Source organism: Cohnella fermenti (genome assembly GCF_004801405.1).
Lineage (GTDB): Bacteria > Bacillota > Bacilli > Paenibacillales > Paenibacillaceae > Cohnella > Cohnella fermenti.
In genome coordinates this window covers 184,171-210,724 of sequence record NZ_SSOB01000003.1, presented here as the reverse complement: position 1 = coordinate 210,724, position 26,554 = coordinate 184,171, and the positions used below count along the sequence as shown (strand labels likewise).

At 58.4% G+C, this 26,554-nt stretch carries 20 protein-coding genes; 3 read left to right on the top strand and 17 right to left on the bottom strand.

Features of this window, described 5'->3' with window-relative positions; genetic code table 11:
• Positions 1 to 27 precede the first annotated feature (27 nt).
• From recJ to E6C55_RS03880, 5 genes are all read right to left on the bottom strand, one after another.
• On the bottom strand, positions 28 to 2,460 hold the full coding sequence (recJ, locus tag E6C55_RS03900; protein ID WP_136368462.1) for a single-stranded-DNA-specific exonuclease RecJ: 2,433 nt from the start codon (positions 2,458 to 2,460) through the stop codon (positions 28 to 30).
• 584 nt (positions 2,461 to 3,044) lie between these two features.
• A complete protein-coding gene (locus E6C55_RS03895; RefSeq protein ID WP_136368461.1) occupies positions 3,045 to 3,989 on the bottom strand; it encodes a cation diffusion facilitator family transporter in 945 nt (314 codons plus the stop codon).
• Between the two features lie 76 nt (positions 3,990 to 4,065).
• Positions 4,066 to 4,971, bottom strand: coding sequence for a protein translocase subunit SecF (gene secF / locus E6C55_RS03890; protein ID WP_136368460.1), 906 nt, complete (start codon positions 4,969 to 4,971; stop codon positions 4,066 to 4,068).
• Complete coding sequence (gene secD, locus E6C55_RS03885) at positions 4,961 to 6,211, bottom strand: protein translocase subunit SecD (RefSeq protein ID WP_136368459.1); 1,251 nt, start codon at positions 6,209 to 6,211, stop codon at positions 4,961 to 4,963. The genes secF and secD overlap by 11 nt, the downstream gene beginning before the upstream one ends.
• A gap of 174 nt (positions 6,212 to 6,385) precedes the next feature.
• Entirely contained in the window at positions 6,386 to 6,664 is a 279-nt protein-coding gene (locus E6C55_RS03880; RefSeq protein WP_211093514.1) for a post-transcriptional regulator, read from the bottom strand.
• Between the two features lie 265 nt (positions 6,665 to 6,929).
• Here E6C55_RS03880 and spoVB point away from each other — a divergent pair, with 265 nt between their 5' ends.
• Positions 6,930 to 8,522, top strand: coding sequence for a stage V sporulation protein B (gene spoVB / locus E6C55_RS03875; protein WP_136368457.1), 1,593 nt, complete (start codon positions 6,930 to 6,932; stop codon positions 8,520 to 8,522).
• Between the two features lie 21 nt (positions 8,523 to 8,543).
• Here the strand turns inward: spoVB and E6C55_RS03870 are convergent, their stop codons facing one another.
• Positions 8,544 to 8,753 carry a YetF domain-containing protein gene (locus tag E6C55_RS03870; protein WP_136368456.1) on the bottom strand — a complete coding sequence of 70 codons (210 nt, stop codon included), beginning with the start codon at positions 8,751 to 8,753 and terminating at the stop codon, positions 8,544 to 8,546.
• Between the two features lie 209 nt (positions 8,754 to 8,962).
• Here E6C55_RS03870 and E6C55_RS03865 point away from each other — a divergent pair, with 209 nt between their 5' ends.
• Together E6C55_RS03865 and E6C55_RS03860 are read left to right on the top strand one after the other, a co-directional pair.
• A complete protein-coding gene (locus E6C55_RS03865) occupies positions 8,963 to 9,367 on the top strand; it encodes a TIGR04086 family membrane protein (RefSeq protein ID WP_136368455.1) in 405 nt (134 codons plus the stop codon).
• Positions 9,368 to 9,486: 119 nt separating this feature from the next.
• Positions 9,487 to 10,359 (top strand): phosphatase PAP2 family protein, encoded by an 873-nt coding sequence (locus tag E6C55_RS03860; protein WP_136368454.1) that lies wholly within the window; start codon positions 9,487 to 9,489, stop codon positions 10,357 to 10,359.
• A 150-nt stretch (positions 10,360 to 10,509) separates the two neighbouring features.
• Here E6C55_RS03860 and yajC read toward each other — a convergent pair whose 3' ends face one another.
• From yajC to E6C55_RS03805, 11 genes are all read right to left on the bottom strand, one after another.
• Complete coding sequence (yajC, locus tag E6C55_RS03855; protein ID WP_136368453.1) at positions 10,510 to 10,824, bottom strand: preprotein translocase subunit YajC; 315 nt, start codon at positions 10,822 to 10,824, stop codon at positions 10,510 to 10,512.
• 23 nt (positions 10,825 to 10,847) lie between these two features.
• The gene (gene tgt / locus E6C55_RS03850; protein ID WP_136368452.1) at positions 10,848 to 11,984 is read right to left on the bottom strand and encodes a tRNA guanosine(34) transglycosylase Tgt; all 1,137 of its coding nucleotides are present in this window, start codon (positions 11,982 to 11,984) and stop codon (positions 10,848 to 10,850) included.
• Between the two features lie 46 nt (positions 11,985 to 12,030).
• Complete coding sequence (queA, locus tag E6C55_RS03845) at positions 12,031 to 13,080, bottom strand: tRNA preQ1(34) S-adenosylmethionine ribosyltransferase-isomerase QueA (RefSeq protein ID WP_136368451.1); 1,050 nt, start codon at positions 13,078 to 13,080, stop codon at positions 12,031 to 12,033.
• A complete protein-coding gene (locus tag E6C55_RS03840; protein ID WP_136368450.1) occupies positions 13,077 to 15,173 on the bottom strand; it encodes a SpoIID/LytB domain-containing protein in 2,097 nt (698 codons plus the stop codon). Before E6C55_RS03840 ends, queA begins: the two co-directional genes overlap by 4 nt.
• Complete coding sequence (locus E6C55_RS03835; RefSeq protein ID WP_136368449.1) at positions 15,170 to 15,703, bottom strand: thiol-disulfide oxidoreductase DCC family protein; 534 nt, start codon at positions 15,701 to 15,703, stop codon at positions 15,170 to 15,172. Before E6C55_RS03835 ends, E6C55_RS03840 begins: the two co-directional genes overlap by 4 nt.
• Positions 15,700 to 16,704: a Holliday junction branch migration DNA helicase RuvB gene (gene ruvB, locus E6C55_RS03830; protein ID WP_136368448.1), complete on the bottom strand. Its 1,005-nt coding sequence runs from the start codon at positions 16,702 to 16,704 to the stop codon at positions 15,700 to 15,702. The genes E6C55_RS03835 and ruvB overlap by 4 nt, the downstream gene beginning before the upstream one ends.
• Positions 16,705 to 16,746: 42 nt before the next feature.
• Positions 16,747 to 17,373 carry a Holliday junction branch migration protein RuvA gene (gene ruvA, locus E6C55_RS03825; RefSeq protein ID WP_136368447.1) on the bottom strand — a complete coding sequence of 209 codons (627 nt, stop codon included), beginning with the start codon at positions 17,371 to 17,373 and terminating at the stop codon, positions 16,747 to 16,749.
• Positions 17,370 to 17,876 carry a crossover junction endodeoxyribonuclease RuvC gene (gene ruvC / locus E6C55_RS03820; protein WP_136368446.1) on the bottom strand — a complete coding sequence of 169 codons (507 nt, stop codon included), beginning with the start codon at positions 17,874 to 17,876 and terminating at the stop codon, positions 17,370 to 17,372. The genes ruvA and ruvC overlap by 4 nt, the downstream gene beginning before the upstream one ends.
• A 221-nt stretch (positions 17,877 to 18,097) precedes the next feature.
• A complete protein-coding gene (locus E6C55_RS03815) occupies positions 18,098 to 23,977 on the bottom strand; it encodes a hypothetical protein (RefSeq protein WP_168735444.1) in 5,880 nt (1,959 codons plus the stop codon).
• Positions 23,978 to 24,674: 697 nt separating this feature from the next.
• Positions 24,675 to 25,616 carry a stalk domain-containing protein gene (locus E6C55_RS03810; RefSeq protein ID WP_136368444.1) on the bottom strand — a complete coding sequence of 314 codons (942 nt, stop codon included), beginning with the start codon at positions 25,614 to 25,616 and terminating at the stop codon, positions 24,675 to 24,677.
• Between the two features lie 220 nt (positions 25,617 to 25,836).
• Positions 25,837 to 26,541 carry a BofC C-terminal domain-containing protein gene (locus E6C55_RS03805; protein WP_136368443.1) on the bottom strand — a complete coding sequence of 235 codons (705 nt, stop codon included), beginning with the start codon at positions 26,539 to 26,541 and terminating at the stop codon, positions 25,837 to 25,839.
• Positions 26,542 to 26,554 lie beyond the last annotated feature (13 nt).

Below are 26,554 nucleotides of genomic sequence, written 5' to 3'. Positions count from 1 at the left end.
TGGCCGATAGCTATTGCGCAAGCCCGCCTACTCCCGCAGAAGCCAACGCTTCAGCTCCCGAACCGGCAGTTGCGCCAGCGAAGCCAGTTCGGCCTGCGCCTTCGACCGCCGATACCTCTCGGACAGCTCCAGCCCTCTTCGCGGAGGCGAAGCAACGCAGGCGATCTGCGAGCGATTCGATGTGAGGAAGCCCAGTTCAAGGAACACCTCCTGCATCATCCGTACGACCGCAAGCGACAAGCCCATCGAATCCGCCGCCCGTCTCAGGAACCCGTCCGGGGCATCGACCCAGCTCTCCTGCTTCCGGAACAGCTTGTAGACGTCCCCGAACCGCTCCCGGTCCGGGAACGCTTCGTTCCTCTCCGAGCCGCCGTGCTCTCCCGCGAAGAGAACGATCTCGTCCAGCCGGTCCCGGTGGCGCGCGATCGTTCGTCTCAGCGCTTCCGCTTCTTCCGGCGTGTCCGGCAAGCCGGCGAGCGCCAGCGTCCAGCCGGCCGCGCCGCCATGCCCGGCCGCCGGAGCCCGGCTCGCCGCAGGCTCTCCGGTTCCCTCCCCGCCCGGCCACTCAAGCTCCGAGGTCGCCGAGGCCAAGGCGGAATAAGCGGCCACGAATCCCCCGTCCGCTTCGGCGCGCTCCCGCAGTCCCCGCTCTATTCCGGCCGGGCAGAAGACGGCCAACTGAACCGCTCCGCCCCGGAGCAGATCGCTTAAGCGGTCGCGCAGCGACGCTCCCCGCATGTCACGAACGGCAGGCTTGCTCGCCTTGAGATCCTGCAGCATGAATTGGACACGGCGGCTGCCGTTCCACTCGTTGACCGTCAGCTCGCCGAGAAGATCCATCGCGGTTCCCGAGCGGAGCAGGTCGAGCGAGTCCGCCATGCCGAACCCGACCGCCTCGATGCGGCGCCCGCGGCAAGCGGCGACGAGCCGGACATGGTTGCCTTCCTTGCCGAGCGCCCGAGCGTCCGCGATATCCGCCTCCCTAAGCACAAGGCGCGGAGTCGGATTGCCGTTGCCGAACGGCTCCAGCAGCTTTAAGCATTCGGCCGTCTCCAGCGTCAGCTCCTCCGCGGAGCAGACGAGATCCGCCTTCTTGCTCGGAATCCAGTCCTCTGCCGCTATTCTCTCCTTCGCCAGGCGAGACAGGCGGATACCGAGCTCCTTCACGTTCTCCCGGACAAGCGTCATTCCCGCCGCCGCTTCGTGGCCGCCGTAATGGTCCATCAGGTCCGCGCATTCGCTCAGCGCCTCGTACAGGTTAAACCCTTCGATCGAGCGGGCGGAGCCTTTGCACTTGCCGGTCTCGGGATCGTGGGCGAGAATGACGGCCGGCCGGTAGTACCGCTCCACGAGCTTCGAGGCGACGAGGCCGGCAATGCCGGCATTCCAGCCGTCGCCCGCCAGCACGATCGCTTCCGGCATCTCGCCTCCGCATTCCCCGATCTGCGCCTGCCAGAGCTCCTCGGCTTGCAGAGCCGTCTCGTCAACGAGCAATTGCCGCTCCTTGTTCAGCTCGTTCAGCTTGTCGCTAAGCTCCCTCGCTTCGTCATCGCTGTCCGTCACGAGCAGTTGCACCGCTCCGTCCGCCCGCTCCAGCCGTCCGCCCGCATTAAGCCGCGGGGCCAGGCCGAATGCGATCCGTCCGCTCGACAGCTTGCCGTATTCGGTCCCGCTTACTTCCGCCAAAGCGCGAATGCCGGCGGACGGATCGTTCACCATCCGGCTTAGCCCGAGCTTGACGAGCGCTCGGTTCTCTCCCGTCAGCGGCATAAGGTCCGCCACCGTTCCGATCGCCGCGACGTCCGCGAAGGCTGGCTCGAGCTTGCCAAGCAAAGCATGCGCCAGCTTGAAGGCGACTCCCGCTCCGGAGAGTCCCTTGAACGGGTAGCCGCAGTTCGCTTGCTTCGGATTGACCAGCGCGACAGCGGCTTCCGGCAGCACGGCGGGCGGCTCGTGGTGGTCCGTCACGACGACATCGATGCCGCGTTCCTTCGCATACGCAATCTGCTCCACCGCGCTGATGCCGTTGTCGACGGTCACGATCAACCGCACGCCGGCATCGGCCGCGAGATCGATCGCCTTCAGATTCATCCCGTAGCCTTCCAGGCTGCGATGAGGGATGTACGTGTCGAAGTCCCCGCCCAACCGCCTGAGCAGGCGAATCATCAGCGCGGTCGACGTGACCCCGTCGGCGTCGTAATCTCCGTACACCCGTATTTTCTCGCGATCCGCAAGCGCTCTTCGAATCCGTTCCGCCGCAGCCTCCATGCCTCGCATCAAGTAGGGGTCGTGGAACTCCTCTTCGCCGGAGCGCAGGAGCGTCTCCGCCGCCTCCGGCGTCCGATAGCCTCGCGAGACGAGCAGCCGCGCCACCAGGGAAGGCAGCTTCAACGCTGCAGAGAGCTCCTTCGCCTCCCGTTCGTCGACCTCTCCCAGAAGCCAGCGGTACGATTTTCTCATTCCTGAAGCCCCCTCTTCCTTCTCTCCGTCTTGCCTAGAACATACTCTCTTACGGCACCCGCACGTTGCTCCCGTTCGCGAACCGACGAACGAACTTCAACACTCGCCGCCTGGCCGCCCGCTCGAATTGCCGCTTTATCCGCTCGGGTCGCCGCTTTATCCACTCGGGTCGCCGCGTCATCCGCTCGAATTGCCGCTTTATCCACTCAGACCAACACTTTTTATGCTATTTCTCACATTCGTTCCCCTGCTTTCTGCACGAACTGAGGCGTTTTATGTGATTTATAGCATTCGTTGGCCCGTCGCCCCTCTGATTTGCAGCGTTTTATGTGATTTATAGCATATATGTAGTGATTGCGGCCGGAATTCGGCTCGCGAATGTGAATTTTAGCATAAAACCAGCAAATCCGCCGCGTTCCAAGACACTGAATGTGATATATCGTATATATCGGCCCTCGCCCGTGCGACAAGGCGCCCAGACAGACCAACTCCGCCGACTTCCGGCCCGGGCCCGGGAAGACGTTCGCTTCCTCTTAGGGCAGGCCGCTTATCGGCGGAGCTGTTCCTTCCTTCGTTATGGAACGCTATTGCACGAATACGCCCAATTCTTCTTCCTGGTGATTGGACTTGTACGGATAACCGGGGTCGAACGGCTGCACATGGATGTTCGCGTCGGCGACGTGCAGGAATCGCTTGGTCAGTTGCCGCCTCACCCGATGGGCGATGTCCTGGCCTTCGAAGACGGTAATTCTCGGGTTGACCCGGATCGTCAAGTCGACGATGATGTAATGCCCGAGCTCTCTCGCCCGCAGGTCCTCGACCGCCACGACTCCATCCACCCTCTGCGCCGCCTCGAGCAGCGTCTGCACATCCATCTCGTTCAAGCTGTCGCTCTCCGTGGAGCGGATAACCCCATGGACAAGCTGATAGCCCGACTTCATGACGAAGACGCCAATGACGATACCCGCAGCCGGATCGAGAAAATAAAGCGACGGAACGTTCACGATATCACCGGTCATTGCCCCTACTGAGCCGACTAGCGCGGTCAGGGAAGCGAAGATGTCGGAGCGGCTCTCCCCGCGGGCGGAATCCGCCCGCATGCCGAGAGTCGATTCGTATCTTCGGCGATACCGAACAAGTCCCTCCCGGGCGACGATGCCGAGAATAATGACCGCGACGGCGCTCCAGCCCGGCGCTTCGTTGACCCCTCTCACCATCTTGCGAACGGAGGAGAGTGCGATCTCGATCCCGCCGACAAGCATTAGAGCGGAGAACACGATGCCGTAGATCGCTTCCGCAGGCAGCTTCTGCTTGTCCTGCATCGCCCGCGGAGCATGGCCGACTCTCTTCATCTTCAGATATACCGTCGTCGCCGCGGCCGTATCCGCCGCCGAATGGCAAGCGTCCGCGAGCAGAGCCTTGCTGCCCGTCAGCCAGCCGGCCCCTCCCTTGAGAATGGAGAGCCCAAGCAGCCCTAATGCGGACATGCCCGCTCCGTGCTCTGCGCCGGCGAACCGTCTCTGAGACATATCGAGCCCTCCCTTGATCTTGCTATCTCTCTGAACTGTCCGACTGTCCGACGTTCGAATCCGTCCGCGCCTCGCGTTACGGCGCGGTCTGCGGCTTCGGCTTATGAGGCTTGGCCTTGCGGCGAAGCAGGTGCCAGAGCGGGCTGGCGATGAAGATCGAAGAAGCCGCGCCGATGAGCAGGCCGAGCAGCATCGCCAGCGAGAACATCTTCAGCGCTTCGCTGCCGAAGGCGAACAAGCAAGCGGCGGCGAACGCGACGGTGACGACCGTGTTGATCGAACGGGTCAGCGTCTGGCTGATGCTCTTGTTGACCACTTCCGTCAGGTCGGAATCCGTCTTCAGCTTCGCGAAGCGAAGGTTCTCGCGAATTCGGTCGAAGATAACGACGGTATCGTTGATCGAATACCCGATGATCGTCAGAATCGCCAGGATAAACGGCAGATTGACCTCCAGTCGGAACAACGAGAAGATCGTGATAACCATAAACGCGACGAACAGCAGGGAAGCGACCGCGGAGATCGCGAAGCGCCACTCGAAGCGGATGGCAACGTAGATGACGATGCCGACGCTCGCGATCAGAATGCCGTACAATGCGTTGAGCTCCTGCTCCTTCGCAATCTCTACGTCTACAATATTAATCTCGAAGGCGGCCGATTCATCGAATTTCTCCTTGAAGTCGGATTCCAGCTTCGTCTGCTGCGCTTCGGTGAGCGCCGCCTCGAAGCGGATCGACACCCGCTCTTCGCCGGAGGTGAACGTATACTTGCCGAATTCCTCGCCGTTCAGGAACTCTTCTACCTTGGCCTTGTCGATCGGCTTGCTGACCGAGATATCGACCGAGGAACCGGACTTGAAGTCGATTCCGTAATTCAGCCCGAACAGGGACAGCGAGAGAATGCCCGCCAGCACAAGGACAATCGCGCCGATGAACACCGGACGGGCTGCCTTGACGAAGTTGAAGTCCTTCCACTTATAGCGCACGGATCTCACTCTCCTTCACGCCATAATAAGACGGCTTGTTGAAGCGACCGCTCTTCACTACAAGCTGAAGGAAGAACCGAGCCAGGAAAAGATTGGTCGCGATGTTGATGATGATGCTCGCCAGATGCACAACGGCGAAGCCCTTGACGGTGCCTTGGCCGATGAAGTACAGCACGGCGCCGACGATAATGTTCGTGATGTGCGCGTCGATAACCGTCCGGAAGCTGTTCTTGTTGCCCGAGCGAAGAGCGGAGGAGATGCTCTTGCCGTTGCGAATCTCGTCCTTGATTCGTTCCGCGGTAATGATGTTCGTATCGACGGCGATGCCTATGCCCAGAATGAAGGCGGCGATGCCCGGCAGCGTGAGCGTCGCGTTCATCATCCAGAACACGGCGAGCAGCACCCAGACGAACACGAGAAGACAGATGCAAGCGATAAAGCCGGGCAAGCGGTAGAACACAAGCATAAACAGCAGAATGACGATAGAGGCGACGATGCCGGCGAGAGCCGTCTCTTCGAGCGACTTCTGGCCGAGGGTTGCTCCCACGCTCTGCGAATACTTCTCGGTCAGGCTGAGCGGCAACGCCCCGAGATTGATGACGTCGGCGAGCTCCTTGGCCTCCGCAATCGTGCGTTGGCCGGAGATGGTCGCCGTTCCGTCCGTCAGAGCCTGCTGAACGACCGGATCGGACAGCATGTCGTCGTCAAGATAGATCGCGAGATTCTTGCCGACGAGGCGGGTCGAGATCTCGGCGAATTTCTCCTTGTCCTTCACTTCGATCTGAATAAGCGGCTCGTTCAGGCTGTTGTACACAACCTTGGCCGCCCCTTCGACGAAGTCGCTGCCGAGGAGCTCGACCTTGCAATAGCCCGCGTCGGCTTCGCAGCCGCTGGCGCTGCGGAATTCAAGCTCGGCAGGCTTCTTCATGATTGCCCGAACGGCTTCGGGGTCGCTGACTCCCGCGATCTTGACGCGGATTCGATTGCTCCCTTCCGTCGTAACTTCCGGCTCGGATACGCCTGTCTTATTGGCGCGCTTCTCCAAGCTCTTCGCGGTCTCCTTAAGCGATTCCTTCGTGACGGTTCCGCCTTCCGTAAGCGGTTGCGCCTCGTACAGAATCTCGAAGCCGCCCTTCAGGTCGAGACCCAGCTTTGTCGAATGAAGCAATCCAGGGCTTGACCATACAATAACCCCGAATGCCACAACGACGACTAGCACGAACGTGAGCAGTCGTTTCATTGTGCGTTGCGATCCCCTTTCGTTCTCAATGTTCCTATTATACCTACGCGTTAAAAAGGAAGTCAATTTGTCGAAAAACGGGCAGCCGCTCCCAAAAAAAGCAGGCAGCCGGGACGGCATGATCGCCCGGCTGCCTGCGCTTGTTCGATCGGATCGCATCGGCGGGAGCGACGTCTACCGCTTCTCCCCGCGATACAAGCTCAGCGTTATGTAGTTCATATACTGGTTCACTTTAAGAGACATGATATCGTTCACCATCACGTGAAGAGCCGGCGTTCCCGACTTGTAGTACCGATCGCTGACGCACTCCCAGATATCCGGTCCGGTTACCTGCTCGTAGCCGATCATTCGGAACTCCTCCGCCTTGTTCACGCACAGTTGCTCGATCATGCGATTCCTCTCCGCTTCGCTGAGAACTTCGCTTCGAGCCGCCTCATCTTCGTTATCCGGCATGCCAGTTCCTCCTACCTGTCCGCGAGACTTCAACATCGGTGAGTATTAACTTCGATACCTTGCTTGCGAATTCCTCCCTGCTTAAGCAAAAACGCCTTCAGCCCGCTCGCAGCGCCCTCGTCCTCGACATCCTCCAGCCCTCTTCATCTTCGGCTTCCTCACTGCGCATGGACAAATCGCCATCGCCGCGGACAACTTCAGGCATCAAGCGGGCAGGCGGCAGCATAGCATGTACTATTCACGTCTGCCGCGAGAAGGGGTTGCCATGTCCAAGCGCAAGCAATCGTTTATTCAGGGTGCGATGATCCTGCTGGCGGCGGGGCTGCTGAACCGGCTGCTCGGCTTCGTCCCGAGAATCGCGCTGCCGCGCATTATCGGGTCCGAAGGAGTCGGCCTGATCCAGCTCGTCTATCCGTTCATGATCGTCATCCTTACCGTCATTACCGGAGGTCTTCCCCTCGCCGTGGCCAAGCTGGTCGCCGAAGCCGATTCCCGCGGCAAGCTTCGGCTTGTGCGGCGCATTCTCCGAATCGCGATGGGAATGTCGGTCGCGGTCAGCCTCGCCACCGCCGCTGCGTGTCTGGCGATGGCCGACTGGATCTCCACGACGATCATGACCGATCCCCGGGTCGGCACCGCGTTCGTCACAATGATTCCGGCGCTGCCCCTTGTCGCGATATCGTCCGTCTGGCGCGGGTACTTCCAGGGCAAGCAGAACATGATTCCGACCGCCATCTCCCAGACGACGGAATCGCTTGTCCGCATTGTCCTCACGCTGCTGCTGACGACGCTGCTGCTTCCTTGGGGCCTCCATGCGGCTGCCGCCGGAGCGATGGCCGGGCTCGTCATGGGCGAGCTCGCCGGCCTCCTTATCTTGTGGAGACAGCTCCGTCTCGATTCCAGGGCCAGAGCTTCAGGGGATTCGGGCGCCGCTTCCGATCCTTCGTCGCCGCTTGCGGACTCCGTATCACCGGAAGAGGAGAAAGCCCTTCCCCGCCGCCTGCTCGGCATTGCGCTTCCGGTGACGGGCAGCAAGCTGATCGGCTCGCTCTCCTACCTCTTGGAATCGATTCTGACCGCCAAGAGCCTTGTCGCGGCCGGAATCGCGGTCGCCGCCGCCACATCGCTCTACGGAGAACTGCAGGGCATGGTCATTCCGCTGCTTATGCTGCCCGGCGCCTTGACCTATTCGCTTGCCGTCTCGCTGGTTCCCGCGCTGTCGGACGCTGCCGCGCAGGGCGACTGGGCGGGCATTCAGAAGCGGCTGCACCAGTCGATGCGCCTTGCGGTCGTCACCGCCGCCCCGTTCATCATTCTTATGGCGCTGCTGGCGGGACCGATCTGTTCTCTCCTGTACGGGAACGACTCGATGGCATGGATGCTCCGCCTGCTCGCCCCGGTCGCCGTCTTCGTCTACATGCAGGCTCCGCTTCAAGCGGCTCTCCAAGCGCTGAACCGGCCGGGAACGGCCCTCGTCAATACGTTCGCGGGAGCGCTCGTCAAGCTGTTCCTCATTGTCCAGCTTGCCAGCAACCCCAGCCTGGGCATTCGGGGCGCGATTATCGCGGTAGCCGTCAACATGGTGCTGGTCACGCTGATGCATTGGTTCAGCGTCGCGAGACTGACCGGCTTCCGCCTTCTTCCCGCCGACTTCCTGAAGGTCGCGCTGGCGATGCTGATCACCGGAGCTTCCGCCTTGGCCATCTGGAACTCGGCGATTCCCGCGAACGATCCGCTGCGGCTGGTCGCCGCCTCGTTCGCCGCGGTTGCCGTCTATGTGCTGCTGCTGATCTGGCTCAAGCTCATCGATCGGCTGGACATCCAGCGAATTCCCGTGCTCGGCCGAATGTTCCGTTGATGCTCCGCCCCGCCGCTTTTTTCACCTGGCAATATATAATTTTCCACGTCGGTCGATGCTGCAATAGTACACGCTCTTGAAGCTGCGGATTCCCCGCTGACGCAATTGGCTTCGCAACCAGAACCGGTTCCTGCCGAGCTTATCCAGATTGTCGTCCCGCACCTCGCCGTCCATAATGAGCACGTACGGCAGAGGCGCGAACCGAATCTTCGCGGACAACGTCTGATCCATGATCCGATCCCTCCGGTTCCTTGAAGGTGACGCCTGCGGCGCCTGTTATTGTCACCTTCCCCGAACGGCCTCATACGGGCAACCCGGTGGTAAAAATGGCCGTTCCATCCGTCTCCGAACGCCGAATGTCGAGCTGGGCGAGCTAGGTGTACTAGCATTCCGTTTGCGGCCATAGGCTGATACAAACCCCTATCGAAGGAGCGTGTCCCATGAAGTCCATCCCCCAAGTCACCGGCTTCCGAATTGCGTCTCCGGTCGTGTCCGGAATCCTGTGGGCCATCATCTGGCTTGCGGCCGGAACTTTGCTCGTCTCCATTATGCTCTACGGCTCGTCCCTCGGCGAGAACGAGATCGTCCCATGGGTATTCGGCGTGCACGGCTTCGCCTCCCTCTGCGGAGGGTTCGTCTCGGCTCGCCGCTCCGGGAAGAGAGGCTGGTACGTCGGCTTCGCCACCGGCCTGCTATATGCGCTGCTCGTCCTTGCCGCCAGCTACTTGGCCAGCGATATCGGCTGGACGCCGCGTATCCTCTCCATGCTCGGATTGTGCTGCGCGGCCGGGGCCTTCGGGGGCATGTTCGGGGTCAATACCGGGTCGGCAAGCAAGCGAAGATAAGACAACCAACGGGGCAAAAAGCCGAGCGAGCCGCAAGCCAAACGGAGTTTCGTGTTCGCCCCCCTAATGTGCTATACTAAGTCCGTATTTCTACCTTCAGATAGCGGGGGAGTTACCAAGTGGTTCTGTTCCATTCCATGCTTAGCATTTCGCTCTATACGGCGATTGCCGTCGCCATTCTGCTCTGGTTCGGAACGGGCAGGCAGCCGTTCGCGGCGGCCGCGGCTTTCATAAGAATGCTGTTCTCGTCGTGGTCCGGGCTGATTTTTTTCCTCTTGCTTCTGGCGATTCTCTTGGTCAATAAATTCGAACTCGAGCTGGAAGCCATGTTTCCGGTTCCCTATAACCTGACGTCGGCGCTTACCGGCTGGGAGGGCAGTTGGCAAGCTTCCTTGCAGAAGGCGCTTGGGTCGGACTACCTGACGGTTCTCTGCTCGATCTTCTATCTTGTTATGTTCCAGGCGGTCATCGTCTCGTCCGCTGCCATCTATGCGTATCGGAAGGATTACAAGCTTTATTACGCTTTCTGCACCGCCCTGCTTCTGAATTACTTGATCGCGGTGCCGTTCTTCCTGTTCGTACCGGTCGACGAAGCCTGGTCGGCCTCGCCGCGTATCCACTTCCTTATACTTGAGGTGTTCCCGCAGTTCGAACAGCAATATCGCCACCTGTCGGGGCTGGACAACTGCGTTCCGAGCCTGCACACATCCATCTCGGTGACGATGGCGCTGCTTGCGGCGCGCTCGGGAATCCGCCGGTGGGCCGTCTTCGCCGGCATCAATGCCGTCGTCATCGTGTTCTCGATCTTCTACCTCGGCATTCACTGGTTCACGGACATGACGCTTGGCCTCTGCCTCGCCGCAGTCTGCGCAGCGGTCGGCCTGAAGGTCGGCGCCTGGGCGGACCGCCGAACCGCGCTTGCTCAGCGCAGCTCTCCGTCCGACGCCTCGCGCCGACTGGCTCGCTCCGCCTCCCGTTCCACCGGCTCCTGAACGCGAATAGCCGACAATGGCAAGAGCCCTTCCCGGACGCTTCGACAGCGTATCCCGGGAAGGGCTTCTTTGTTTGTTCCGCATTGCGCTTTCGCGCAAGAGAGGTCGTTGCGCTTCCTCGCTAACGATTCTGCGCTTGCGATCCCTTGCTTACGATTCTGCGCTTGCTTCGGTTGTCGCTTCGACCTTCTCGGCTTTCTCCAGCTTGACCGGAGACGCCTCGACGACGTTGTTGATCGCCGAGCGATCGAACGTCAGCTTCGTGACGTCGTTCACCTTCAGCACAACCGTATCGTCCGTAATCTCGGCGATCGTCCCGTGAAGGCCGCCGATCGTCGTAATCTTGTCGCCCTTCTTAATGGCACGAAGCATTGCATTGCGCGTCTTCGACTTCTTCTGCTGCGGACGGATCAGCAGGAAGTAGAAGATAACGAACATAAGCACGAATGGCAATAAAGCTGTCATTGTATGTCCCCTCCTCTCTACACTTAGAAACCGCTCTCGTTGCTGGCCATTCCGTATTTCTCGAAGAACTCGTCGCGGAAATCTTGCAGCCTGTCCTGCCGAATCGCTTCCCTGACTTGCTCCATAAGATGAACGAGGAAGTGCAAATTATGAATAGTCGTCAAGCGAAGGCCGAACATCTCATCCGCGCGAATCAGGTGACGGATGTATGCCCGGGAATAATTGCGGCAAGCGTAACAGGAGCATTCCGGGTCCAGCGGACTGAAGTCGCTGACATACTTGGCGTTCTTGACAACCAATCTTCCTTGGCTGGTCATCGCCGTTCCGTTGCGGGCGATTCTCGTCGGGAGCACGCAATCGAACATGTCGATGCCCCGCATGCTTCCTTCCACCAAGCAATCCGGCGAGCCGACGCCCATCAGATAACGAGGTTTGTTCGAAGGGAGCAGCGGAACGGTCTCCTCCAGCATCTCATACATGAGATGCTTGGGCTCGCCTACGCTCAGTCCACCCATAGCATACCCCGGAAAATCAAGCGAAGTCAAATCGAGAGCGCTCATCTTGCGCAAATCGGCATGCATTCCTCCTTGAACGATGCCGAACAGGCCTTGATCGTGCGGACGCCGGTGCGCCTTGAGGCATCTCTCCGCCCAACGGCTCGTTCTCTCGGTCGATTGCTTGACATATTCATAGGTGGCCGGATAGGGAGGACATTCGTCGAACGCCATCATGATGTCCGAGCCGAGCGAATTCTGAACGTCCATCGCAACTTCCGGGGACAAGAACAGCTTGTCGCCGTTCAGGTGGGAGCGGAAGTGAACCCCCTCCTCCGTAATCTTCCGATTCTCGCTGAGCGAGAACACCTGGAAGCCTCCGCTGTCGGTCAGAATCGAACGATCCCAGTTCATCATCTTGTGCAGGCCGCCCGCTTCCCGGACGAGCTCATGGCCCGGCCGCAGGAACAGATGGTACGTGTTGCTGAGAATAATGTGGGCGTTAAGCTCCTTAAGCTCCTCGGGGCTGATGCCCTTGACGGTCGCCTGCGTGCCTACCGGCATGAACGTCGGCGTCTCGATAACCCCGTGCGGCGTATGAACCCGTCCCAATCTTGCCCCCGTCTGGGCGCATGTCTTGATCAATTCGTAGCGTATGGCTGACATAAATGCGTTAATCCTCCCGGCCTCTTCCGACTCTTGCGGATGATTGCTAAACGATAAACATGGCGTCGCCGAAGCTGAAGAAGCGATATTCCCCTTCGACCGCCTCGCGATAAGCCTTCAGCACGTTCTCTCTTCCCGCAAGCGCGCTGACAAGCATAACAAGCGTCGACTTCGGAAGATGGAAGTTGGTCAGAAGGGCATCGACCACCCGGTAGGAGTAGCCGGGGTAGATAAAGATGTCGGTCCATCCGCTGCCTGCGGAGACAGGACCGTCGCCGGAGCGCTGGCCGATCGTCTCGAGCGTCCGCGCCGAAGTCGTTCCGACCGCGACGATCCGTCCTCCCTCCGCCTTCGTCCGATTCAGCAGCTCCGCACTCTCTTCGCTTACCGAGTACCACTCCGAATGCATCTCGTGCTCGTCGACGCTCTCCGCCGATACCGGCCGGAACGTGCCGAGACCGACATGAAGCGTAATCCAGCATAGCCGGATTCCGGCATCCTGCAATTCCTTCAAATACGATTCCGTAAAATGAAGCCCGGCGGTCGGAGCGGCAGCGGAGCCTTCGTGCTTGGAGTAGACGGTTTGGTAACGCTCGCGGTCTTCCAGCCTTTCCTTAATATAAGGAGGAAGCGGCATCGTTCCGAGCTTGTCGAGCAGCTCGTTGAAGATGCCCTTGTAGCGGAAGCGGATCTGCCGAGCTCCCATATCGCCTTCCGCTTCGACTTCTGCGGTCAGATGAGGCTCCCCCGTCGCATCGTCCGCCCCAAAGTGGAGAATCGCTCCGGATCGGATTTTTTTCCCCGGTCGCACCAGCGTCTCCCAGACATCTCCCTCAAGCCTCTTCAATAGCAGAAGCTCGACCTTGGCACCGGTATCGGCCTTCACGCCGTACAGTCTCGCAGGCAGCACCCGGGTGTCGTTCAGCACAAGCGTATCGCCCGGCTTCAAGAATTGCTTCAAGTCCGTGAACGTTCGGTGCTCCGTCTCCCCCGTCTCCTTATGGAGCACGAGCAGCCGGGACGACGTCCGGTCGGCTAGCGGGGTCTGGGCGATGAGACGCTCGGGAAGTTCAAAATCAAAGTCGCTTACGTTCATTGCCGGCCATCCTTCTCGATCTTTACGTCCTTGTAGTAGTATAGCAGAATAGATTGGTAGTCATACCCCTGATCGGCCAAGCCCTTGGCTCCCCATTGGGACATGCCCAGCCCGTGTCCGTATCCCTTGCCGCTGATGACGAAGCCCGGCTCCGTCGTGGCGGCCCGCAGCGCGCCATCCGCGCCAAGAATAACATAATTGCCGGAGAGAGTGCCCGTTCCGCCGGCTCCGATCACCTGAAACCCGGAAGTGGACGTCTTCTCCTGCGTCTGCCCGTTCGATTGAACGAGTGCGATTCGTCCCGTCTCCTCGATCGTGAACAGCGTGCTCTTGATGCCGCCGAGCGCTCCGCGCAGGTTGTCGGGATAGCCGACGTCGACTGCCTGTCCGTTCACCTTGATCTCGATCGCTCTGCCGGAAGGTCCCGTCTGCGACACCTCGAGCGTTCTCAGCGGACCGTCGATCTTCGTCTTCGCGCGCTTGTTGATTGCGGTCAGCAGCTCGTCCGGCGTCACCGGAGCTTCCCTCCAACTGTACGCCGTATACTCCGGCACAACCTCCAGCGTCACCACCTTGTCGCCCTTGTTCGCTCTTGCGATGGGCTCGACGCTCGATACCACCTGCGGGCTGGAACGAACGGCGACGCCGTCGCCGGTTACTTCGAACAGTTTGATTCCCGCCTCATTCATCGTGCCGCTTTCGCGAAGCAGGTCGCTTCGGATATACCCGGTCTTCCCGCTCTCCAGAACAACCCGGTTCCAATTCAGCAAGCCTTCCTGCGGCCCCTCGTCCGGGCTCGGAATTCCTCCAACCAGATAGTTGGTCACGTTCCTCCAGACCTCGGTAGCGTTATCTGCCGTAACACCGCCCGAGTTCGCGGAGAACACGGCGGAGATCGGCTTGCCGCCGTAGGTCATCACTTCGCCTTCCGTCGCCTGGACGGCCGCGATGGCTTGCTTGCTCTCGCCGCCCATCCCCGTATACATCTGGCTCAGCGTCGTATCGACAACATTCGCAATCTGGAAGCCGACGCCGAGGGACAGCGAATAGGTGCGAGCCGCAACCGCCTGCGCCTTCTGCGCTTCCGCCGGCCATGACGAATAAATCTCGGAGCCGACAACGGAATACAGATATTGCTCCAGATCGACCTCGTTGACGACCGCGAGATTGTTGTTCAGCGCGCTGAGCTCGATGCTTCCGCGATACGTCTGTTTGCTCCGCTCGACGACTTGAATGCCCGCGCTGCCCGCCGGAGATGCAGTCAGCGCCGCCCCGGAGCCGACGGCATACAGGTTCACCGGCTTGTTCTGGGCTCCGTTCACCGTCATATCGTTGCGCAGGATCGCGTAGGAGCCCGTCGCGTCCGCGTTCTTGGCGGTGATGCCGGCCGCGCCCGCCTTGAGCTGAATCGCGCTGAGCGCAGTCGCATCGGCCGCCTGCCCGATGCGGACGTAATAAGCCGCCTTGCCGCTTGCCGATTTATACGCGAGGAACGCGTCAAGCCCTGCGCCGCCGAGCTTCGTCAAGGCATCCGATGCGGCAGCCTCGCTCGCGTAAGGCCCCGCCTCCACGGCCAGCGGCCCGACGACCGCAGCCGGAGTCAGCGTCGTCGCCCCGAGCGTGTACGTCGGCGTGTTCCACTTCGCAAGCGCGGACGTCGCCGCTGCGGCGGTGGCGTAGTTGCCTTCCGTTACCTGGTAGACCGCCTTGCCGTTCTTCGACAGCATCGTGACATATGCGGCGTTGGAGCCGGTCTGGATTTTCTTGAGGACGGTGATGGCCGTCGTCAGATCGTTCGTCTCCAGCACCTTCGCCTTGTAGCCGTCAACCGTGAAGCGAACCTGCTGTCCGCCCGCCGCCTTCCCGAAGACCGCTCCGCCGAGCGCAAGCTGCAGGCCGGTATCGGACGCGAGCGTCGCGACGGGAGTCGTCAACTGGTAGCGGGAGCCCAGGTCGAGGAACAGGGCGACCCGAATCGTGTCCGGCACCGTTATCGCGGTTGCAACCGCCCCTGTCGAGCCTAGCGTGACGGCAGCCAGCAGCGTGCCGAGCAGAGCCGTGCGTCCGTATGAGTTACGGATTCGGTATGTCATGGTGATGGACCTCCGCCATTCGATTTCGATTTGGATTTTGTTTGGGATTGCGGTTGGGATCGCGTTTGGGATCGCGTTTGCGGAAGCGAGCAGACGCCATCCGAACACGAGTCGTTCTTCCCGAACAGCCGGTAGCGATGCCTCGCGATCAGCTTATAGAGCAGCCGGCTCATTCCTCTGAACCCCGGCCACTCGCCGACGATGCCGATCCACCTCATCGAGGGGACGTTCCTGAGCAGCCTCATGACGCCTTCCGATCCGGAATGCAGCCGGGAGGAGCTGCCGCTGCCGCCCGCTTCCTCTATGACATGCATCTGGGAGAGAAGCTGCTCCAACGGAAGGTTCGCGAGCGCGGGCGGAAGCCGGTCCTTCTCGCCCATGCAGCTCTGGATCGATCTCCATTCGACCGGAATTGCGCTGTTCAGCTTCTCCAGCTTGCCCTTCGTCGCCAAACATAGGTTGCACTCGGAGTCGTAGAGGGCGATGAGGCGACGCGGTTCGTTCGGCTTCGAGCCCCAGTCCCTGTTCACGACCGCTCCGGAATCGGCAGCCCGAGATGCCGATAAGCGGCCGCCGTCACGGTTCGGCCACGCGGCGTCCGCTGGAGGAACCCGATCTGCAGCAGATACGGCTCGTACACGTCCTCGATCGTCTGGCTCTCTTCGCCGATGGAAGCCGCAATCGTGTCGACGCCGACCGGACCGCCCTTGTAATTGGCAATCATCGCGTGAAGCATCTTGTGATCGATGGCATCGAGCCCCATCGGGTCGACCTGAATGCGCTCCAACGCCTCCTGCGCCAAGCTCTCCGTAATCATGCCGTCGCCGCGAACCTGCGCGTAATCGCGCACCCGCTTGAGGAGACGGTTCGCGATCCGCGGCGTGCCCCGCGATCGCCTTGCGATCTCCCGCGACGATTCGCCGATGATGCCGACGTCCAGCAGATCCGCCGTCCGCGAGACGATGAAGCTGAGCTCGTCCTCGGTGTAGAATTCCAGGCGGCTGACGACGCCGAACCGGTCGCGCAGCGGAGCGGACAGCAGGCCGGCGCGCGTCGTCGCGCCGATCAGCGTGAACTTCGGCAGATCGAGCCGCACCGACCGGGCGCTCGGCCCCTTGCCGATGATGAAGTCGAGCGCGAAGTCCTCCATCGCGGGATACAGCACTTCCTCCACCGTGCGGTGCAGACGATGAATCTCGTCGATGAACAGGACGTCGTTCTCCTGCAGATTCGTCAGAATCGCCGCCAAGTCGCCCGGGCGTTCAATCGCCGGACCGCTTGTCGTCCGGATGCTCACGCCGAGCTCGTTGGCGATAATGTTCGAGAGCGTCGTCTTCCCCAGCCCCGGCGGACCGTACAGCAGCACGTGATCGAGCGCTTCGTTGCGCATTTTCGCCGCTTCTATGTAGATCTTTAAGTTGTCCTTGACCTGAGCCTGGCCGATGTACTCCGTCAAATATCGCGGACGCAGACTGAATTCCGCCGTCTGGTCCTCCATCATCAGGTTCGCCGTGACGATCCGGTCCTCCATCGCTTCCCCGCCTTCCTTCTTGCCTCTGAACGCTATACGATCTTATCCTTGGAAAAGTTGCTGAAGCGCCTTCTTCATCAATATGTCGGTCGACTCGTTGCCGGTCAGGTTATCCTTCATCTCGTTCCATGCTTTATCGAGCTCGACCTCGCGATAGCCGAGGCCGCCGAGCGCTTCCTTCGCTCCCGCCCATGCCTCGTTCGTCTCCGGCTTCGTCGGCGCCGCGTCCATGGAGAGCTGCAGCGTCGTTGCCGCCGCCCAGCGCTCGTCGACCGCCCCGAGCTTGTCCTTGAGATCGAGCACCATCCGCTGCGCCGTCTTCTTGCCGATGCCCGGCAGCTTCGTCAGGAACGCCAGGTTCTCCGACTGGATCGCCGCAGCGAGCGTCTCCGGCTTGCTGCCGGCGAGGGCGCCGAGCGCGACCCGCGGACCGATCCCGTTCACGTCCAGCAGCTTGCGGAACATCGCCTGCTCGTCTCGGGTAGCGAAGCCGAACAACTGGATCGCGTCCTCTCGCACATGATGATGGATAAACAGCGTAACGGGCTCCCCCGATCTTGCGAACTGATACGGATTCGGCGTGAACACGCGGTAGCCGACATCCCTCACGTCGATCACGACGTATTCGGTGTCATAGTGGACAACCTTGCCCCTTACAAAATCGATCATCTCGTCGGAGTCACTCCGTTCATTCTATCATTCATTCCGATGGAATGGGCATGGCAGATCGCAACCGCCAAGGCATCCGCCACGTCGTCCGGCTTCGGAACGACGGACAGCTTCAGCAGCCGCTTCACCATCTCCTGCACTTGTTTCTTCTCCGCGCCGCCATACCCGACGACGGATTGCTTGACCTGCATCGGCGTGTACTCGCCGACCGGAATATTCCGCTGCGCCGCGGCCAGAAGGAACACGCCCCTCGCTTGCCCGACGACAAACGCGTTCGTCACGTTCTTGCTGAAGAACAGCTTCTCCACCGCGATCGTCTCCGGTTGGTAGCGGTCGAGCAGCTGGCACGATGCTTCGTAGATCTGAACCAATCGCTGCTCCGTCGGCGTTCCCGCTTCCGTCTGGATGCAGCCGTACTGGACGGGAACGATCCGATGGCCGAGCTTGTCCACGAATCCGAAGCCCATAATCGCGATTCCGGGGTCGATTCCCAGCACCCGCATAAGGCTATCCCCGCTCTCTCTTATCTTGAAAGGTATAAACTTGATTATAGCAAATGTACGCCCGAATGAGAACAAATAGACGAACATCCTTTCGGATGCCGAAGGGTTACCGAAGCATCCAAACAGGCCGTCCCCGGCGGTGATCCCGCGGGGCGGCCTGTTTGAAGCTGCAAAAAGACGCTTCTATTCTATAGATTCGTATGATCAGGTTCGTATATTCGTTAAGATATTCGATGCACTTGCACATAATTGCCGACCTGGTCCACAATCCGGATCGTCACCGCTGCCGTCTTCACCGTTCCGTTGCTGTACTTGGCCGTAAATATGAAGGTATAGAGCCCTTCCGACAGTTCGCTTAACGGCTGTCCCGCTTCCTTGCTTCCGAGCAGACTCTTCCACTGGACCGTGGATGCAGGAGTTGCCGAGGCGAGAGAGGCTCCAAGGATCGTCTTCGAGTCGAATACCGCCTCCGCCGTCACTTCCACCGCCTTCGTAGCCGAGCTGCCCGTATCCGTCGTCGCCGCCTCGAGCACGAACGCTTCTCCGGCCCAGAACCATTCCGCCGGCCTCGAAGATCCGGGGTTCTTCTCATTATAAGCGAGGCGGTTCGCCTCCCACGCCTCCGTATGCCGGACAAAGCCCGTTACGCCCAGTGGCAGCACGGTCATCGGCTTCGTCACGGTGACGAACTCTTGGCCGTCGCTGACGATCATCTTGACCGTCCAGACGCCCAGCTCCAGCACCCGAAGATTTGGGCCTTCGGCATCGTACGGAAACGTCTTCGACAGGCTGAACACCTGCGCCGTGCCCGAAGGAGACGTCACCGTGAACGTCACCGTCAGCGCATCGCCGTCTGGATCGTCTACGGTCGGAATAAAATTGACCGTATCCCCTTCGTACACTGGGGTCGGCGTCCATGTAAAGTCGCCGGTCGGCGGGCTATTGAGCTTAAAGTATTTAACCTCGCTCCAATCGCTCCAGAGCAGCCCATCATAGGCCATTGCCCGGACATACATCGTCGCGTTCTTCGGCAGGTCGGCCGTCGCCGTCCAGCTAAGCGCATCCCCCGTCTTATTGCCGGAATCCAGCAGCAGCACATTGTCCGAGGCCCGATACACCTGTACCCGATAGATCTGCTCCGGATCGCCGTCCTTATCGTAATAGGTCCAGACAAACTCCGGCCGCACGCCCTTCATAAGCGTCGGGCTTGCCGCGCTTGTGCTCGACGGCGTCGTGATCGTCACGACCGGCTTGGTGCTATCCAACACCTTGAAATACTTCGGCGAGCTCCACTCGCTCCAATCATAGCCGTCGTAGACCCGGGCCATGACGTACATGGTCGTATTCTCCGGCAGGTTGGCCGTCGCCGTCCAGGTGAGCGCCGTTCCGCTTAACGTATTGCTATTAAGGAGCAGGGTTCCGCTCATGCTGTAGACTTGCAGTTGATACATGTTCTGCGCATCGCCGTCCGCGTCGGCATAGCTCCACATGAAGGCAGGCTTCAATGTCCGGTAGAGCGTCGGCGCTGCAGAATCGGCGCTGGCCGGTGTCGTCACTTCCGCGGTCGGCGGCCGGTTGATCACCGATACCGTATGGCTGACCTCCGCCGACAGTCCGGAGCTGTTCGTGACGAGCTGCCGGATCGACATGATCCCGAGACTGTTAAAGACCTTCTCCCACGTCGTGCGGGAATCGGAAGCGAGCGCTTCGGCTCCGGCCGTCGTCACATTGCGGATGTACCAGGCATGGACCAGATTCTCGCGCGATCCGTCGACCGGATCGTTCGCATAGGAGTCGATCAGCACCGCTTCTCCCCGGTATGTCGTCTCCGGAAGCACGTAGAAGCCAGGATTCGGCGGCAATGCGGGCGCTCCCTCAATCGTCAGCGTGACCTCGGCCCAATCGCTCCAAGCGCCGTATTCATCCTGCACGGCCTCTTCGATGACGAACGTGCCGTTCGGCAGCTGCGTCGGCTTACCGTCGATGTACGAATCATTATTGACGCTGCGGTACCGGAATGCGCGGTTCACCGCCCCGTGATTGCTTGCATAATCAATGCCGGTATCCTCCGTCGAATAGGCCCCCGTCGTCGGATTGTACCGATCCGGGTCGTAGGAATCATCCGTATATGTGACGTTGCCGCTGCTGTCCACGGTCGCCGCCAGCACCGCAATCGGCTTGCGGTGTACGCGAATGCGGCCCGTCACTTCGTTGGACTCCTCCCGATACTCACTGAACACGCTGCTCGGATACAGGTAGCTCGAGTTCGGATCGTCCTTCGTTTTGAACGTGAACGTGTATTCGCCAGGAAGCGAGAATGTCGTCATCGGGGCGCTCAAGGACGATCCGGAGCCGGTCCACGTCCCAAGCGAATTCAGGAACACGTTCGGGTTATGCGTATACGTCCAGGATTCCCCGGCAGTAATCCGCGGATCGGTCTCGGGATCATCGAAGTAGACGTCGTAATCGAGCGTGCCGTCGACCAGCACAACACCGGAGATGAACCCGATCATCGCCCCCGCCGCTACCGTCTCCACGTTGCCAAACCTTACGCCGTCCTGGCCGCGGTTAATGAGACCGTATTTACCGCTTGTCCATGTTCCGTCAGTAATGTCGAATTGCTTGATCCGATTGACGTATACGCTGAAGCCGGTCGCGGTTGGAACGAACTTCACCGTGTAGCGATTCCCCCGGACAAGCGTAAAGCTCTTCGAGTTAAGCGTAGTGGCCGTTCCGCCCACCGTCTTTTTCACGACGAGCTTCCCCGCCTCAAATTCGGCGCTGTAATAGTTCTTGCTGTCCTGGACGCGGTACATATACCCGACACCCTTCGAGGCATTAGCGGTTGTCGTCGAGATCAGATCGCCGCTTACGGAGTCGGACGCATCGACGGCCGTTCCGATCCACATGTCGTTGCTCGGCGTTCCGATCTCGAATTGCTTCGGGTAGGTCAACGATCCGCTTGCGCTTATCTTGAAGACAAAATTTATTGATGACGGCGAATTCGCGTAAGCACTGATTACGATGGACTGATCACCATTCGGAACCGCCGACCAGATACCAATTGCACCCGCAGTCGTATACGAATAGCCAGTAAATAAATTAGCGCTTCGGATTACCGTCCCCGTGTCCGGATCGTACACAATTAATTTGACGTAGATCTCATTGGTCGACGTTTTCCTGTCCAAGCGAATAAAACTGACCAAACCGTCTGAGCCAATAATAATTTTGCTTTGATAAGCGTTCATCCCCGATTCAGGAGCGACGGAGATCTCATATTTCGAATTACCTTGGGCATCGACTGCCTTGATCTTGCTTGTTCCAACGGTAAAAACAAAATTGTTGTTGGAGTCTACCCCGATCGCCGTTGCAGCCGTATAAGTAAGATCGGATGGTCGCACGGTTCTGGAGAGAACGGTCCCTTGCGGGCTCAGTTTCGTGAGGTACTGGAATTCTGGATTGTACCCTGTTATCGCATAGTAGTTCAGCTCTGAGTCTGTCCCCACGAGCTGATTGATAAAGCCATTGTTTGTGGCGGTGTCATAATGGCTTGCCGCCGTACCGTCCTGGTTGTAGATGAAGTCTCCTCCCGAGCCGACATTTACTGCATATCCGCCGAAATTGTACTTGTACAACGTATTAAACAGGGTCGTGCTGTTCTGATGCGCCCACAACGGTACATAAGCGTACGTTTGCGAATACATCGAGGCATACGAGTATTGGTTGACCAAATCGAAGGAATACCTCATGGGGTTCGACCCGTAATAGGGAGCCGGTACAATGATGCCGAGATCATCTGCAACAGCGTTTACTGAGCTGTTATCGCCAGATCGGTAAGTTTGAACCGGACCACTGATAATGTCGCCTGTCTCTCGATTGATGGTTACAATATAAGATGTCCAATAAGAAATTGTCGTGTCATAACTGAGGTAGAATGTCGAATAGGGTATAATCAGCAAATTATCTTTAACAAATGGGTTCATCACATTGAAATCACTGGTAAATATCGAGAACGTCTTGCTCCAGACAATAGCCATGGTGCTGCTGTTGTAGGCCGTAATCGTTTTATCGCTTTTACTGAGGACATACGTATATTTCTCATCAGCAATGATAGAGAAGTTGTTGTCGTAGGTCTTCGTCAAAACCGTCGTTATCGACGGTGTGTTTTGGATGGAAGCAAACACACTTTGATTGGCGATCTCCGTACCTAAGTAAGACGGGTAAGGGCTATCGTTTCGCGATGGCCTGAAGGAATGAAGATTCGTCTTGTACGTCTTCGTCGTCAGCATCCCGTCTTGCAGCAACCAATTCGCCTTTGTGCCCGTCCCATAGGTGTCCAATGAAACGATGGTTCCAGTATTATACAAATCGGTCATGGAGAGCAGGTTCTTTTCCTGCATCCCTGTCTGGCTCGATGATGTCACCACGTCGATCGTCGGCGCCAGATTAAGCACATTAACCGTCCGCTCTGCTTCGGGTTGACTGTCCGTGTTGCCGGTCTTCCCGTAATCCTCCGTCGCTGTCCCGCGGAAAAGATACTTGCCGATCCTCGACGGCTTGAACGAGTACGTGTCTTCCAAGCCCGTCTGAACCGTTGTCCAGGTGTCGTCGGCAAACCCGTTATTGTTCGAGTCGTACTTCATCTCCAGCACAATCGAAGCAATTTGATCGCTGTCCGTACTGAAAGCGTTCGCCTTCACGGTGACGGTTCCAAGTCTCGTCTCTTCCTCCGGGACATCCAGCGTAATGACCGGCGGCTCGTCCGGAATGACCTCAATCGTATGGGTCGTCACCTCCGAGGATCTGCCTCTCTCATCCTTGACCCAAAGCGTAACCGTCTCTTCTCCGACATCCGGATAGCTCGTCGCCTTGTTCGTCCAGTTCTCCTCCACGATGTCATAGCCGAGAGGGCTGTACGACTTGGACTCAATCGGCGGGTTCACCGTGCGGCCCTCCTTGACGCGACCGGCTCCGCTGATCGCCGCGATCGGATCGCCGGAGAGAACCGTGAGCGACGTCTTCGCCGTATAGGTTAATCCCTGGCTGTCCGCTACGGTCAGATAGACGGTGTGCTGCCCCAAGGCGTTGGCCTGACGGAACGAATAGCCCGGCGCGATGGTGGTTGGCGGACTGTCGTTGATCCAATCGCTGAAGTCCCAGCTTTGAATCGTGACCGTGTCGCCGTCCGGGTCTTTCATCTCATCAATCTTCAGGTCCACGTACTTGCCTTGCTCGATCCCGCCTGTCGGCTCCCCCGTCTCCCGATCATAGAAGGAGATCACCGCATAGGGCGGATTGTTGACGGCCGGCTCCGGCGACGGCTCCGGCTCCGCGTCCGACGTGACCGTCAGCGTCTTCGGGCCAACCCATGTATCGCCGCACGCTGTTTTGACCAGCATCATGACCTCATAGGTGCCCGGCCCGGTCACGACGGACGGGTACTTGGACGCATCGGCGAACGTGATCGGCGTAAACATCGAGGCCGTCTGATCGCTATCCGCCGTCTTCGCGCCTTGCATCGTCCGGAACGTGATGTACTTGTACGTGCAAGACCCCACTTCAACATCCTTCGGTTTGTACTTGAACGATTCGCCATACTTGACCGTGCTCGGCACAATGTCGAAGTCGGCCGTCACGCCCGTATCTTCCCTCTCGTAGAAAAAGCTCACGTAAGCCGTCTTCTTCGAGGCCGTCAAGCTGACGCTCTGCGACTTGCTGCCGGAGACCGTATCGCTGTAGCCGCTGCCGTAGCTGATGCTGCTGCCGACGACATTGCCGTAAGTCGAGGTCGGCGATACCGTCTGCGTGTTCGGCAGCGAGGCTACGGCGATGGTGCTCGTGCCCGCCTGGGCGTAGGAGCCGGTGGAGCCGGTCCGCACCATGTGGCGGACGTTGATTGTTCCTCCGCTTCCCTTCTGGTAGTAGAGGATCAGGTGGTACCGGTTAAAATTCTCCGTATACGTAAAGGCCGGAGGACTGCTTCCGCTCACGATATTGGCTATGGAAGGAACAGCTCCGGTCGTTGTCTTGGCATAGCCGACATACGTGTAATTGGCGTTCGTCGGCGGCGTGACGTTCCCATAGGTCTGCCCCTTGACCATCTTCGTCTCGCTCTCCCCGAAGGTAGACTTCAGGTTGTTACCGCTCGTATCGAAATACTGGACGTAGATGGTAGGCTCGACTTTGATCGTGATGAGCATGGGGAAGAAGATGTGGATGTAATGTTTTCCTGGTATTGTTGAACTAACTATTGGGTCCGGAGAGCTTGATTTTAAGATCGAACCTCCGGTCAGTGTGAGTGTAAACGAAATACTCGAAGTTCCTTGCCCAGACACGCCGGAGGTTGATGCTTTATAGGTCGTGCTTGTAGTCATATTTCTAGAAACAGTATTCCAATAATAATCTGATCTTGATGCTAGGTAAACGTTATTCCAAGCAGTCTTCTCAGCTCCGGTGTAAGTATTAAGATTAAATGGAGTTACGGAAATGTCAGCGACCTTCAACCCGTTTGGCATATCAAAGTTGTAGGGGAAGCTTATTCCGTCCGCAGATTGTCCCCAATTCTCGTATGATCCGTCGTCCTTCTCGGTTAAGGGTTTATCGAACATGGCGACAAAATAGAAGTAATTGGGGTTAGTCGATACCCCTGCATCCTTGCCATTAATATAGGGAATGGTGCCTGCTTCGGCTGTCTTGCTGCCGGAGAATGAAGGAAGCGTAATCGATGTAATTAACAGTAAAAATGCGAGCAAGAATTTCAATAGTCTTCTAAAATTAATCAATTCATTGCCGCCTCCCTTAATACCAAAAAGACTTTATAAGTACAATGTTTTTGCTATCAATCGAAAGCTGTACATACTTAACATCTATAGGTTTATACGATGCCCATTTGGCGTCATTATAGAAAGTCTTATCGCCACTCGAGACGATAGGATAATAGTCAGTAAAACTACCATCATCATTTATAGTATGTTTTTCAGCAGCTCGGCCACGCGGGTATCCATCATTACCTAAGAGACAAATTGCAAGAGAGTAACCTGAATAATGGACTCTAAAAAAATTTTCTTTATCGATTTGAACTAAAGAGAAGCTATATAGCTGTTTATCCCATCGCGACAAGTCAAGCGTATCCGTTGAGAAGCCATATGGAATATAGATAGGGAAACTTGCTTCATCGAGCACCTGTATAGTCGTTCTTCCACTAGCATCGTAATTAATAAGATCTGGAGTTTGTCGATAGAGAACCTTATACGCATCCGTACTCTCCACCGGAATCGTGTTCTCAATATTCGGCAGCGTCTTCTCCCCAATCCACACATACTGATCCACGCTATCCCAATCCACCGCCTGCCCAAGCTGCTCGCTCACGAACCGAAGCGGCACGAACACACGGCTGCTCTTGACGGTCGGCACGCTGTCCAGTGAAACGGCCTTCCCGTTTACGCTGGCCGTCTTGCTCCCGATCGTCAGCTTGACGACCGATGAACCCTGCGAGATCGTGACCACGTTGTTGCTGTAATCCACCTTCGCCCCCAGGTTCTCGCTCACCACACGAAGCGGTACAAGTACCCGGCCGCTATCGGCGTACGGCTTCGCATCGACGAAAGCGATGCGTTTTCCATCCAGAATGACTTGGATGTCGCTCGACGCCGCTACTGCGGAAGCGGCATTCATTGTGGACACAAGCGTAAAAACAGCAGTCATGCCGACAAGTACAGACTTCACACACTTCATTTTCATAAGAACATCTCCTCGTCAATTTTTATCGAATTGGTCCAAATAAGTCCGCAAAACAAAAAAAGGAAGCACACGCACAGCGATTCTCTCGTCTGCGGGTTCTTCCTCGCGATAACTCTTATGTACGAACTTTACTGCCAACAACCTCGTTGCTTTTCTTTATTATAGTTAAATATTCCATTTTCCGTCAATACGTTGTCGAAAAAAAACAGCAAAAAGGCCGTCAAGGCGACGGCCTCATGACATGCTCGGCGCGATCCTTCGCGAAGTCGCTGAACGATGCCACCACACTGTTGTACTCCTCCCGATCGGTAATCCGGATACCGTCCGCCAGCTCGCGCAGCTTCTCCTTGGACATGCTGCTCTCCAGCGATTTGATGTCCATCTGGAAAAACGTTCGCAAAATCTTCTCCTTGCGAGGAGGTCCGTCGAACAGCGACAGGTTGCCGTCCTTGTCCAGGGAGATATAAGCGGACTTACGGCATTCCGGCGACAGATCGTCCACCTTCTCCTCCAGACGAACGGTGCCGCCCGACTCGAAGATCGGAATCCAGTCCCGATGAGACTTGATCAGATTCATCGTCTCCAGCGCGCTATGCCTTCCGAGCATCCGAGTCTCCTCGCCGCACAGGTACTCCCGATGAAGAACGATGGAGACGTCCGAATTCCACCCCGCCAACGTATCCAGCACACTGCCTCGCTGCGAATTCTCGGGGTCGTAAGAGACCGGGTAGCTAAGCTCGTCCGCGAACGAGGAATCGACCGCCAACGAGGCAGGCCGAAGATAATCGTTCACGAATTGGCCGGACACCCATGTCCCTGCCAGAGCGGAAGCCGCGACGACTCCCGCCCATAACCCCAATGTCCATACCGGACGCCGCGTGCGCTTGAGACGCTTCTTGATTCCCTTGATGCGTAATCCAAACACCGGAATCCCCTTC